At 57.1% G+C, this 12,941-nt stretch carries 10 protein-coding genes; 8 read left to right on the forward strand and 2 right to left on the reverse strand.

The genetic code is table 11. From position 1 onward, the window contains the following. Window positions 1-98 precede the first annotated feature (98 nt). A complete protein-coding gene (locus tag M8Q36_RS18910) occupies window positions 99-1,001 on the forward strand; it encodes a LysR family transcriptional regulator (protein WP_249881939.1) in 903 nt (300 codons plus the stop codon). A gap of 180 nt (window positions 1,002-1,181) precedes the next feature. Then, window positions 1,182-1,910, forward strand: coding sequence for a metallophosphoesterase (locus M8Q36_RS18915; RefSeq protein WP_249881940.1), 729 nt, complete (start codon window positions 1,182-1,184; stop codon window positions 1,908-1,910). Between the two features lie 45 nt (window positions 1,911-1,955). On the opposite strand, the gene M8Q36_RS18920 is transcribed toward M8Q36_RS18915, so the two are convergent. Both M8Q36_RS18920 and nifJ read right to left on the reverse strand, forming a co-directional pair. Next, complete coding sequence (locus tag M8Q36_RS18920; protein WP_249881941.1) at window positions 1,956-2,453, reverse strand: cupin domain-containing protein; 498 nt, start codon at window positions 2,451-2,453, stop codon at window positions 1,956-1,958. A gap of 173 nt (window positions 2,454-2,626) precedes the next feature. Beyond that, window positions 2,627-6,139, reverse strand: coding sequence for a pyruvate:ferredoxin (flavodoxin) oxidoreductase (gene nifJ, locus M8Q36_RS18925; RefSeq protein WP_249881942.1), 3,513 nt, complete (start codon window positions 6,137-6,139; stop codon window positions 2,627-2,629). Window positions 6,140-6,508: 369 nt separating this feature from the next. Here nifJ and nifH point away from each other — a divergent pair, with 369 nt between their 5' ends. From nifH to nifE, 6 genes are all read left to right on the forward strand, one after another. Next, entirely contained in the window at window positions 6,509-7,390 is an 882-nt protein-coding gene (gene nifH, locus M8Q36_RS18930) for a nitrogenase iron protein (RefSeq protein WP_016496129.1), read from the forward strand. 16 nt (window positions 7,391-7,406) lie between these two features. Then, window positions 7,407-8,855 (forward strand): nitrogenase molybdenum-iron protein alpha chain, encoded by a 1,449-nt coding sequence (nifD, locus tag M8Q36_RS18935; RefSeq protein WP_249881943.1) that lies wholly within the window; start codon window positions 7,407-7,409, stop codon window positions 8,853-8,855. A gap of 55 nt (window positions 8,856-8,910) precedes the next feature. After that, window positions 8,911-10,473 (forward strand): nitrogenase molybdenum-iron protein subunit beta, encoded by a 1,563-nt coding sequence (gene nifK / locus M8Q36_RS18940; protein WP_016496131.1) that lies wholly within the window; start codon window positions 8,911-8,913, stop codon window positions 10,471-10,473. A 39-nt stretch (window positions 10,474-10,512) separates the two neighbouring features. Then, window positions 10,513-10,731 carry a putative nitrogen fixation protein NifT gene (gene nifT / locus M8Q36_RS18945; RefSeq protein ID WP_016496132.1) on the forward strand — a complete coding sequence of 73 codons (219 nt, stop codon included), beginning with the start codon at window positions 10,513-10,515 and terminating at the stop codon, window positions 10,729-10,731. A gap of 11 nt (window positions 10,732-10,742) precedes the next feature. Next, the gene (locus tag M8Q36_RS18950) at window positions 10,743-11,405 is read left to right on the forward strand and encodes a NifB/NifX family molybdenum-iron cluster-binding protein (RefSeq protein WP_065368547.1); all 663 of its coding nucleotides are present in this window, start codon (window positions 10,743-10,745) and stop codon (window positions 11,403-11,405) included. 156 nt (window positions 11,406-11,561) lie between these two features. Then, the gene (gene nifE, locus M8Q36_RS18955; RefSeq protein ID WP_249882813.1) at window positions 11,562-12,935 is read left to right on the forward strand and encodes a nitrogenase iron-molybdenum cofactor biosynthesis protein NifE; all 1,374 of its coding nucleotides are present in this window, start codon (window positions 11,562-11,564) and stop codon (window positions 12,933-12,935) included. Window positions 12,936-12,941: the final 6 nt, after the last annotated feature.

Below are 12,941 nucleotides of genomic sequence, written 5' to 3' on the forward strand. Positions count from 1 at the left end.
TACCTCCACATGTTTTCCGGTAAGTGGATAGCGTAAGCAACCGGCGCTACTATGATAAGACGCACCAATCGGCATGCAGCGGTGAAAAATACTCAACAATGAAAAATGTCACTCTCGCAGATTTAAAAGCGTTCCTGCTGGTCGCACAGCACCGCAGCTTTCAACAAGCCGCCAATGAACTGGGAGTGTCGCGTTCCTCGCTGAGCCACGCCATGCGCGGGCTGGAAGGCCAGCTTGGCGTGCGCTTGTTACATCGCACCACCCGCAGTGTTTCGCTGACGGAGGAAGGCGCGGCGTTATTGCAGCGCATTGATCCTCTGCTCAACCAGTTAGATACGGCGCTGGATGCCACCCGCTTTCGCCCGCAGGAACTGCACGGCACGCTGCGCATTAACGCCAATGAAGGCGGCGCGCGCTGGCTGCTGGCGCACGTGGTTGACGGTTTTTTACAGGCGCACCCGCAGGTGGTGCTGGATATCGTGACCGAAGGGCGGCTGGTGGATATCGTCGCCGACGGGTTTGATGCGGGCGTACGGCTGGCGGAGTCCGTACCGCTCGATATGATTGCGGTACCGTTCGGCGGGCCGATCCGCTTTATCGCCATCGCCTCGCCACAGTATCTGCACAGCGCAGGTATACCGCAAAGTCCGGCAGATCTTTTGCGCCACCGCTGTATCGCCCAGCGTTTGCCGAGCGGAAAACGCTATCGCTGGGAGTTTGTGCAACATGGCAAGCCAATGACGCTCAACGTGCCCGGCAATTTATGCCTTGATAACAGCGCGCTGATGGTCGAGGCGGTGGTAAAAGGCTTAGGCATTGCTTATGTCCCTGAACCCTATGCCCGCGCGGCGATCAACAACGGGCTGGCGCAACAGGTGCTGTCGCCGTTCAGCCCGCCGATTGCTGGTTTATGTCTTTATTATTCCGGTCACCGGCAAATACCGGCGACGTTGAAGGCGTTTATCGCCGCCATCCGTGAGGCCAACGAAGCCATGCTGTAACGCTCAGTCGTTAATTAACTGTCCGGTGTGCAGATCGAGGCGGAAATCGCGCCCGCCGTCCGGCGGATCCCGGTCGCCGGAGCCATGTACCACGTCATCAATACAATTACTTATGCCGTTTCTACAGTGAGCCGGGTCAGGCTATGCTTTGACGGTGAAAACGGATAACCCGGAGAGAGAATGCTGATTGCCCAACTGAGCGATATTCATGCCGCGCCGGATAATGACAACCTGCAGCGCCTGCAGCGCGCCATCGACTGGTTGCTTGAGCTCAAACCCGATCTGCTGGTGGTGAGCGGTGATTTAACCGATGACGGCTGGGGTGCGGGCTATCGCGCCATTGACCGCGCCTTACAGCGCCTGGCGTGTCGCTCGCTGATCCTGCCCGGCAATGCCGATGATAAAACCGTGATGTGTGAAAATCTGGCCGCTTTTGCTCACCGCGCTGCGCACGACGCGCTGCATTTCCATGAGCAAGTGGATAACGTGCCGGTGATTGGCGTGGATGTGACCGTAACCGGTGAAAGCCGGGGCGATATCCGCCCACATCTGCACTGGCTGGAAGCGGCGCTGCGCGCGCAGCCGCAACCGGCGATGGTCTTTTTGCACCAGCACCTTTTCCCGAGCGGCATTGCCCCGCTGGATAACGCCATGTGCGATGGCGGCGAGGCACTGGCGCAACTGCTGGCGCGCTTACCGCATCCGCCGCTGGCGCTGTGTGCCGGCCACGTCCACCGCGCGATGTCCGCCACCTTTGCCGGTATCCCGGCGTATCTTTGCGGCTCCATCTGCCCGGCGAACCCGCTGATGCTCAATGCACAGCACATCCCGGCGGCAAGCGATCCGCCTGCGCTTCTCATTCATGAACTGCGCGATGATAGCCGGGTTAGCCATTTTGTCAGCCTGTAGCGGGTATCACCCATGCGCCGTTTTTCTCTGCATGGGCGCTAACTTTCACGGTTCGCCTTCCCAGTAATCCACGTTCTTACCACGAAAATTGAGCTGGCGAAAATCTTCGCGCCCGTTGCTGTGTGCTTTCGCCAGAAATTTATCTGCATCCGGGTATTCGCAGATTTCCGGGCTTTCCATGGTGCTAATTGAGAGATAACGCAGCGGTTGATCGGAGGTATTAATAATCTGGTGCGGCCACGCTTTGCCTGGCGGGATGCAGATAACATCCCCTTCCTGGATGGGCCGCTCTTCATCACCGATGCGCAACGTACCGTTGCCGTTCAGCACAATAAACATCTCTTCCTGCGCATGATGGAGATGAAACGGACAAGCGCGTTTGCCGGGCGGCACAATATCGACCGACGCGCCGAGTTTACTGGCGAGAGTGCCTTTGGTCAGCGAGCCGCCAAGCGATTCATACAGCGGCGGGCGCACGAAGTTTTCCATTTCAATATGATTAAAATTGCGGATCACAAACGCGGGCGGGGTTTTGTCGTTCATAAACAGTTCCGGTAAAGGGTTCCCGTTCAGTATTGAAACGCCCCTTCGGCCTGTCAATCTGTTCTAGAATGATCGGGTCGCCGCTCATCACGCCGCTGGCAGAAAGAGCTTATCCGCTATATCTACTGCGGATGTATATCAGCCCGGTAGCGACGCCGCCGGGCTTCATTGTCTTACTCTCCCGCCAGCCGCTGATAGCGGGCAAAACGCTGCTTCGCATCCTGTTCAGTTTGTGCAAACAGCTGCTCAGCCAGTGAAGGTGAGATGCGTTCGAGCGAGGCATAGCGCACTTCGCCGAGCAGAAACTCGCGAAAATCCTCTTCCGGCTCGTCGGAGTCGAGAATAAACGGGTTTTTCCCTTTTTCCCGCAGTTGCGGATTATGGCGCCATAAATGCCAGTAACCCGCGTCGACCGCCCGTTTCGCCTCGCGCATACTGCATCCCATACCGGTTTTTAACCCGTGGTTGATGCACGCGGCATAGGCAATCACCAGCGACGGTCCCGGCCAGGCTTCTGCCTCGACTATCGCCCGCAATGTCTGGGCTTTATCGGCACCCATCGCCACCTGCGCGACATACACATTGCCGTAGTTAACCGCCATCATGCCGAGATCTTTTTTGCGCGTCCGCTTGCCTTCAGCGGCAAATCGGGCGATGGCCGCCGCAGGGGTTGATTTTGACGACTGCCCGCCGGTATTGGAGTAAACCTCGGTATCAAACACCAGAATATTGACGTCCTCGCCGGAGGCCAGCACATGATCCAGCCCGCCGAAGCCAATGTCATACGCCCAGCCGTCGCCGCCAAAAATCCACTGCGATCGCCTGGCGAAATAGTCGCGGTTTTGATAGAGCCGGTTAAGCAGCGGGTCATCGCCCTTCTGCTGTTCAAGTAACGCGCTGAGCTGCCCGGCGCGCGCCTGCGTCCCGTCGCCGAGATCTTTATGCTCCAGCCACTGGCGCAGCGCCTGTTCAAGATCTGCGCCAAGCGGTAACGCCAGCGCGTTTCGCGCATCGCTGGCGATCTGTTCGCGTAATGCGCGACCGCCCAGCATCATGCCAAGGCCATACTCGGCGTTATCTTCAAACAACGAGTTCGCCCACGCCGGCCCCTGGCCTTTATGGTTTGTCGTCCACGGAATGGACGGCGCACTGGCACCCCAGATTGACGAGCAGCCTGTGGCATTGGCGATCATCAGGCGGTCGCCAAACAGTTGCGTGACCAGCCGCGCATACGGTGTCTCTCCGCACCCGGCGCACGCGCCGGAAAACTCCAGCAGCGGTGTTTCAAACTGGCTGCCTTTAACGGTCGTTTTGCTGAAGGGATTGGCTTTGGGCGATAGACCTACCGCATGATCCCAGACAGGAACCATCGCCCGCTGGCTCTCCAGCGGTTGCATGGTCAGCGCCTTGCCTTTCGCCGGGCAGATATCCGCGCAGTTACCGCACCCGGAGCAATCCAGCGGCGAAATCGCCAGATGGTATTCATACCCGTTCGCTCCCTGCGCCGGTTTGCTCAACAGCGCAGGCGGCGCGGCTTGCCGCTCGACCTCATCCAGCAGCGCCGGGCGCACCGCCGCATGCGGGCAAATAAACGCACATTGATTGCACTGGGTGCAGCCTTCAGGGTTCCAGACCGGCACCTGCAGGGCGATACCGCGTTTCTCCCAGGCGGCGGTGCCGGGTGGGAATGTGCCATCTTCCCGGCCAATAAAAGCGCTGACCGGCAGTTTGTCGCCGCACTGGCGATTCATTGGCTCAAGAATATCGCGAATAAAATCCGGCACCAGGCGCGTATCTTCGCTGACATTATCTTCCAGCCACGCCCAGCGCTCCGGCACCATCACTTCCTGCAGCGCTTCCATGCCAAGATCAATAGCGGCATTGTTCATATCCACCACTTTCTGGCCTTTGCGCCCGTAAGATTTCTCCACGGCCTGCTTCAGATAATGCGACGCCGTTTGGGGTTCGATAATGCCCGCCAGTTTAAAAAACGCCGCCTGCATCAGCATATTAAAACGCCCACCCAGCCCCAGCCTGCGGGCGATATCCACCGCGTTAAGGGTATAAAAACGGATCCCCTGGCGCGCAATGTAACGTTTCATCGCGTTGGGCAGCCGCGCCTCCAGCTCTTCGCCAAACCAGGTACAGTTGAGCAGAAATGTCCCGCCGGGGTTTAACCCTTCCAGCAGATCATATTTATCGACATACGATTGCTGCGAGCAGGCAATAAAGTCTGCTTTATTGATCAGATACGGTGAGGTGATGGGCCGTTCGCCAAAACGCAGATGCGACACGGTAATGCCGCCCGATTTTTTCGAGTCATAGGCAAAATAGGCTTGCGCATACATCGGTGTGTTGTCACCGATTATCTTAATCGCGCTCTTGTTGGCGCTGACAGTGCCATCCGATCCCAGCCCCCAGAATTTACAGGCGGTGATCCCCTCGCGTGAAACCTGCACGTCCCAGGCAGGCAGCGGCAGTGAGGTGTGGGTGATGTCGTCAAATATCCCCAGCGTAAAGCCATCTTTGGGCAGAGGTTTTTTCAGGTTTTCAAACACCGAGACAATATCCCCCGGCAGTACATCTTTACCGCCCAGCCCGTAGCGCCCACCGACAATTAACGGTGCGTTATCGTGGTGGTAAAAGGCGTTTTTCACATCCAGGCATAACGGCTCGGCCTGCGCACCCGGCTCTTTGGTGCGATCGAGTACCGCGATGCGTTTCACGCTGGACGGGATCCGGGCGAAGAAATGCGCCAGTGAAAACGGGCGAAACAGATGCACCGTCAGCAGACCGACTTTTTCGCCACTGTCGCAAAGGGCGTCCACGACATCTGAAATGGTGTCACACACCGACCCCATCGCCACAATGATTTGTTCGGCATCTTCCGCACCGTAGTAATCAAACAAATGGTATTCGCGCCCGGTGAGGGCAAAGATTTCCGCCATATAGTTTTCGACAATTTCCGGCAAGGCATCGTAATAGCGATTAGCCGCTTCGCGCGCCTGAAAGTAGATATCCGGGTTTTGCGCCGTCCCGCGGATCACCGGATGTTCCGGGTTCAGCGCATTGCGGCGAAAGCGGTTCAGCGCATCGTTATCCAGCAGCGGCGCGAGTTCGTCATACTCCAGCACCTCGATTTTCTGGATCTCGTGCGAAGTACGAAACCCGTCGAAAAAGTTGATAAACGGCACACGACCTTTGATTGCCGACAGATGCGCCACCGCCGAGAGATCCATTACCTGCTGGACATTGCTCTCGGCCAGCATCGCGCAGCCGCACTGGCGCACCGCCATCACATCCTGATGATCGCCAAAAATGTTCAGCGAATTTGTCGCCAGCGCCCTCGCGCTCACGTGAAACACGCCGGGTAGCAGTTCACCGGCGATTTTGTACAAGTTAGGGATCATCAATAACAATCCCTGCGACGCAGTGTAGGTGGTGGTGAGCGCTCCGGCCTGAAGCGCGCCGTGGACCGCGCCTGCGGCCCCCGCTTCCGACTGCATCTCCATTAAACGCACCGGCTGGCCAAACAGGTTTTTTTTGCCCGCCGCAGCCCACTCATCGACGTTTTCCGCCATCGGCGTGGAGGGCGTAATCGGATAAATCGCCGCGACATCGGTAAAGGCATAGGAGATCCAGGCTGCCGCTGCGTTGCCATCCATCGTTTTCATCTTTCCGGACATTGCTCGTTCCTCGGTTCTAAGAGGTGGTGATGCCTTCGCTATTGCACAGCCTGTGCCATCTCGGTTATTTCAGTGAATACAAGCAATTAGTAACAGGCGCCGAAAAGGGATTGCGTGGAATAAGACAGCGGACACGACAGCTTGTTGAACTGCCGACAAAGTGTCACGCCGGTCAGCGCGGGTAACGAGCGCAAACAGAATTGTGTTGTTTCGTACAATTGGTCAGATGTTTGTGAACTCTTTGTTCCTTTTCTCTTCTGCGTCAAAATATAAAATCAATAAAAATCAATAAATTAATCACTCTGGCATGGCTGGTATGTTCCCTGCACAAGGAAGTGTGGCAAACACATAACCAACAGGAGAAACACCATGACCATGCGTCAATGCGCCATTTACGGCAAAGGTGGGATCGGCAAATCGACCACCACACAGAACCTGGTCGCCGCGCTGGCGGAGATGGGTAAAAAAGTCATGATTGTCGGCTGCGATCCGAAAGCCGACTCCACGCGTTTGATCCTGCATGCGAAAGCGCAGAACACCATTATGGAGATGGCTGCTGAAGTCGGCTCCGTGGAAGACCTGGAGTTAGAAGACGTGCTGCAAATCGGTTACGGCGGCGTGCGCTGCGCGGAATCCGGCGGCCCGGAGCCAGGTGTGGGGTGTGCCGGTCGCGGGGTGATCACCGCGATTAACTTCCTTGAAGAAGAAGGCGCATACGTGCCGGATCTCGATTTTGTTTTCTACGACGTGCTGGGCGATGTGGTATGCGGTGGTTTCGCCATGCCGATTCGTGAAAACAAAGCGCAGGAGATCTACATCGTTTGCTCTGGCGAAATGATGGCGATGTACGCCGCCAATAACATCTCTAAAGGCATCGTGAAGTATGCCAAATCCGGCAAAGTGCGCCTCGGCGGGCTGATTTGTAACTCGCGCCAGACCGACCGTGAAGATGAACTGATCATTGCGCTGGCTGAAAAACTCGGCACGCAGATGATCCACTTTGTTCCCCGCGACAACATCGTGCAGCGTGCGGAAATCCGCCGTATGACGGTTATCGAATATGACCCGACCTGCAATCAGGCGAATGAATATCGCAGCCTTGCCAGCAAAATCGTCAACAACACCAAAATGGTGGTGCCAACCCCCTGCACCATGGATGAGCTGGAAGCGCTGCTGATGGAGTTCGGCATTATGGATGTGGAAGACACCAGCATCATTGGTAAAACCGCCGCCGAAGAAAACGCCGTCTGATCACAGGAGCACACCCATGAGCAATGCAACAGGCGAACGTAACCTGGAGATAATCGAGCAGGTGCTCGAAGTTTTCCCGGAGAAGACGCGCAAAGAACGCAGAAAACACATGATGGTGACGGACCCGGAGCAGGAAAGCGTCGGTAAGTGCATCATCTCTAACCGCAAATCGCAGCCGGGCGTGATGACCGTGCGCGGCTGCTCGTATGCCGGATCGAAAGGGGTGGTATTTGGGCCAATCAAGGATATGGCGCATATCTCCCACGGTCCGATCGGCTGCGGGCAGTACTCCCGCGCCGGGCGGCGGAACTACTACACCGGCGTCAGCGGCGTGGACAGCTTCGGCACGCTCAATTTCACTTCCGATTTTCAGGAGCGCGACATCGTGTTTGGCGGCGACAAAAAGCTCGCCAAACTGATTGAAGAGCTGGAAGAACTGTTCCCGCTGACCAAAGGCATTTCGATTCAGTCGGAATGCCCGGTCGGCCTGATTGGCGATGACATAGAGGCCGTCGCGAACGCCAGTCGTAAAGCCATCAACAAACCGGTTATTCCGGTGCGGTGCGAAGGCTTTCGCGGCGTGTCGCAATCCCTCGGTCACCATATTGCCAACGATGTGATCCGCGACTGGGTGCTGGAAAACCGCGAAGGTAAACCGTTCGAATCCACCCCTTACGATGTGGCGATCATCGGCGATTACAACATCGGCGGCGATGCCTGGGCTTCGCGCATTTTGCTCGAAGAGATGGGCTTGCGGGTGGTGGCGCAGTGGTCCGGCGACGGTACGCTGGTGGAGATGGAAAACACGCCGTTCGTCAAACTGAACCTGGTGCACTGCTACCGCTCAATGAACTACATCTCGCGCCATATGGAGGAGAAGCACGGTATTCCGTGGATGGAATACAACTTCTTTGGTCCGACGAAAATCGCGGAATCGCTGCGCAAAATCGCCGACCAGTTTGACGACACCATTCGCGCCAATGCCGAAGCGGTGATCGCCCGATACCAGGCGCAGAACGACGCCATTATCGCCAAATATCGCCCACGTCTGAAGGGTCGCAAGGTGCTGCTTTATATGGGCGGGCTGCGTCCGCGCCATGTGATTGGCGCCTATGAAGACCTGGGAATGGAGATCATCGCAGCCGGTTATGAGTTCGCTCATAACGATGATTACGACCGCACCCTGCCGGATCTGAAAGAGGGCACGCTGCTGTTTGATGATGCCAGCAGCTATGAGCTGGAGGCGTTCGTCAACGCGCTGAAACCGGATCTCATCGGTTCCGGCATCAAAGAGAAGTACATCTTTCAGAAAATGGGCGTGCCGTTTCGCCAGATGCACTCCTGGGATTACTCCGGCCCGTACCACGGCTATGACGGCTTCGCCATCTTCGCCCGCGATATGGATATGACGCTCAACAACCCCGCGTGGGGCCAGTTGACCGCGCCGTGGCTGAAATCCGCCTGATTTTTATCCTGTTATCCCGTTTGTTCACCGATTTGTGGCGCGGGAGGAGAACACCATGAGCCAGACTGCTGAGAAAATACAGAATTGCCATCCCCTGTTTGAACAGGATGCCTACCAGACGTTATTTGCCGGTAAACGGGCACTCGAAGAGGCGCACTCGCCGGAGCGGGTGCAGGAAGTGTTTCAATGGACCACCACCCCGGAATACGAAGCGCTGAACTTCAAACGCGAAGCGCTGACTATCGACCCGGCAAAAGCCTGCCAGCCGCTGGGCGCGGTACTCTGTTCGCTGGGGTTTGCCAACACCCTGCCGTATGTGCACGGTTCACAGGGTTGCGTGGCCTATTTCCGCACATACTTTAACCGCCATTTTAAAGAACCGGTGGCTTGCGTGTCGGATTCAATGACGGAAGACGCGGCCGTGTTCGGCGGGAATAACAACCTCAATACCGGCTTACAAAACGCCAGCGCGCTGTATAAACCGGAGATTATCGCCGTCTCTACCACTTGTATGGCGGAAGTGATCGGCGATGACTTGCAGGCTTTTATCGCCAACGCCAAAAAAGATGGTTTTCTTGATGCCGCCATCCCCGTGCCTTACGCGCACACCCCCAGTTTTATCGGCAGCCATATCACCGGCTGGGACAACATGTTTGAAGGTTTTGCCCGTACCTTTACGGCAGACCATCAGGCACAGCCCGGGAAACTGTCACGCATCAACCTGGTGACCGGGTTTGAAACCTATCTCGGTAATTTCCGCGTGCTGAAACGCATGATGGAACAAATGGAGGTGCAGGCGAGTGTGCTCTCCGATCCGTCGGAAGTGCTGGATACCCCTGCTAACGGGCATTACCAGATGTACGCGGGCGGGACGACGCAGCAAGAGATGCGCGAGGCGCCGGACGCTATCGACACGCTGTTGCTGCAACCCTGGCAACTGGTGAAAAGCAAAAAAGTGGTACAGGAGATGTGGAATCAGCCCGCCACCGAGGTTTCTGTTCCCGTTGGGCTGGCAGGAACGGATGAACTTTTGATGGCGATCAGTCAGTTAACCGGCAAGGCCATTCCCGATTCGCTGGCGCTGGAGCGCGGGCGGCTGGTCGATATGATGCTCGACTCCCACACCTGGCTGCACGGTAAAAAATTCGGTCTGTTTGGCGACCCGGATTTTGTCATGGGATTGACCCGTTTCCTGCTGGAGCTGGGCTGCGAACCGACCGTTATCCTCTGCCATAACGGTAACAAGCGCTGGCAGAAAGCGATGAAGAAAATGCTCGACGCCTCACCGTACGGCCAGGAGAGCGAAGTGTTTATCAACTGCGATTTGTGGCATTTCCGCTCGCTGATGTTTACCCGCCAGCCGGACTTTATGATTGGCAACTCGTACGGCAAGTTTATTCAGCGCGACACCTTAGCCAAGGGTGAACAGTTTGAAGTTCCGCTGATCCGCCTCGGTTTTCCGCTGTTTGACCGCCACCATCTGCACCGTCAGACCACCTGGGGTTATGAGGGCGCCATGAGCATTCTCACTACCCTTGTGAATGCGGTACTGGAGAAAGTGGACAAAGAGACCATCAAGCTCGGCAAAACCGACTACAGCTTCGATCTTATCCGTTAACCATCACGCGCCCCGCGCCACGCGGGGCCAGGAGGTTTTATGCCGGTCATTATTCTTCGCCAGCGCGGCGCGGATCTCTATTGCTATATCGCGAAACAGGATCTCGAAGCCCGCGTGTTACAGGTTGAACACGACACGCCGGAACACTGGGGCGGCGCGCTTGAACTGGAAGGTGGACGCCGTTATTACGTCAATCTGCAACCCGGCCGCCCGGCTTTTCCGCTCAGCCTGCGCGCCACCCGCGACGCGCAGGCATAAGGAGGTGAGCAATGTCCGACAACGATACGCTGTTCTGGCGGATGCTGGCGCTGTTTCAGTGCCTGCCGGAGCTGCAACCCGCGCAAATCATGGCCTGGCTTACCCACAGCAGTGATGAAGTGCTGACACCCAATGGGCTGGCGGCACTCGAATTACCGCAACTGGAAGCCCATTTTCCGTATGCGGAAGCCCTGATGTCGAATGGTCGCTGGGCGCGGGTTAAAGCCTGCCTGCGCGGCGAACTGCCCGCGCATTTGCAGGTGCAGGAAGCCAAAAGCCGCCGTCCGCAATTGGTTGTCGCCTTCTGCTCGCAGGATGGGCTCACCATCAATGGTCATTTCGGCCAGGGGCGACTTTTCTTTATTTATGGATTTGATGACCAGGGCGGCTGGCTCCATGATCTGCGCCGCTACCCTTCTCACCCGCAAAACCAGGAACCGAATGAAATCCGCGCGCAGTTACTCCACGACTGCCATTTGCTGTTTTGTGAAGCGATCGGCGGCCCGGCAGCCGCACGGCTGATTCGTCATAATATTCACCCGATGAAAGTATCCCCGGGCAATACCATTTTGTCCCAGTGCGCCGCCATCCAGAACCTGCTGGCCGGGCCGTTACCGCCGTGGCTGGCGAAACGGCTGGAACGCGCTAATCCGCTGGAAGCGCGGGTGTTTTAAACCGCCCCCTGATGGGGGCGTTTTTTGGCGTGGGCATTGCGCCAATTGTCTGTTTTGTCACAAAGCGCACAACACTTTCCCCTTAAAAATCAATCACTCTTTTCTGGCTTGCGATTTGCACCATTAACGCTAACCCAACCAGAAAATGAGGTGATGATGAAGGGGAACGACATCCTGGCTCTGCTCGATGAACCGGCCTGCGAGCATAACCATAAACAGAAATCCGGCTGTAGCGCGCCAAAACCCGGTGCGACTGCCGGAGGCTGCGCCTTCGACGGCGCACAGATCACCCTGCTGCCACTTTCCGATGTGGCGCATCTGGTACATGGCCCGATTGGCTGCGCCGGTAGCTCATGGGATAACCGCGGCAGCCTGAGTTCCGGCCCACGGATCAACCGGCTTGGCTTCACCACCGATTTGAACGAGCAGGATGTCATCATGGGGCGTGGCGAGCGGCGGCTGTTTCACGCGGTGCGCCATATTGTCGACCGCTATCACCCGGCGGCGGTATTTATTTACAACACCTGCGTTCCGGCAATGGAAGGCGATGATATTGAAGCCGTCTGCCAGGCCGCAGCGACCGCCACCGGTGTGCCCGTGATTGCCGTTGATGTGGCCGGTTTTTACGGTAGCAAAAACCTGGGCAACCGCCTGGCGGGCGAGGTGATGGTGAAAAAAGTCATCGGCGGGCGCGAACCCGCGCCGTGGCCGGACAATACGCCTTTTGCCCCGGCGCACCGTCATGATATTGGCCTGATTGGCGAATTTAATATCGCCGGCGAGTTCTGGCATATCCAGCCGCTGCTTGATGAGCTGGGGATTCGTGTGCTGGGAACCCTCTCCGGCGACGGGCGCTTTGCCGAGATCCAGACGCTGCACCGTGCGCAGGTCAATATGCTGGTTTGCTCCAGAGCGCTGATTAATGTCGCCAGATCGCTGGAGCAACGTTACGGCACGCCGTGGTTTGAAGGCAGTTTTTATGGCGTTCGCGCCACTTCTGATGCCCTGCGCCAGCTGGCAACGCTCACCGGCGATAGCGATTTAATGGCGCGCACCGAACAGCTAATCACGCGTGAAGAACACGCAGCAGAGCAGGCGCTGGCACCGCTGCGCGAACGTCTACGCGGCAGGAAAGTGCTGCTCTATACCGGCGGCGTCAAATCCTGGTCGGTGGTTTCGGCACTGCAGGATCTCGGCATGACGGTTGTGGCTACCGGAACGCGCAAATCTACCGAAGAGGATAAACAGCGCATCCGTGAACTGATGGGCGATGACGCCATTATGCTGGACGAAGGCAACGCCCGCGCCCTGCTGGATGTGGTTTATCGCTGCAAAGCCGACATGATGATCGCAGGCGGTCGCAACATGTACACCGCCTATAAAGCGCGTCTGCCCTTTCTTGATATCAACCAGGAGCGTGAACACGCGTTTGCCGGTTATCGCGGCATCATTACGCTTGCCGAACAACTTTGTCAGACCCTGGAAAGCCCGGTCTGGCCGCAAACGCATGCCCGTGCGCCGTGGCAATAAGGAGCG

It is taken from the genome of Kosakonia sp. R1.Fl, assembly GCF_023516815.1.
Lineage (GTDB): Bacteria > Pseudomonadota > Gammaproteobacteria > Enterobacterales > Enterobacteriaceae > Kosakonia.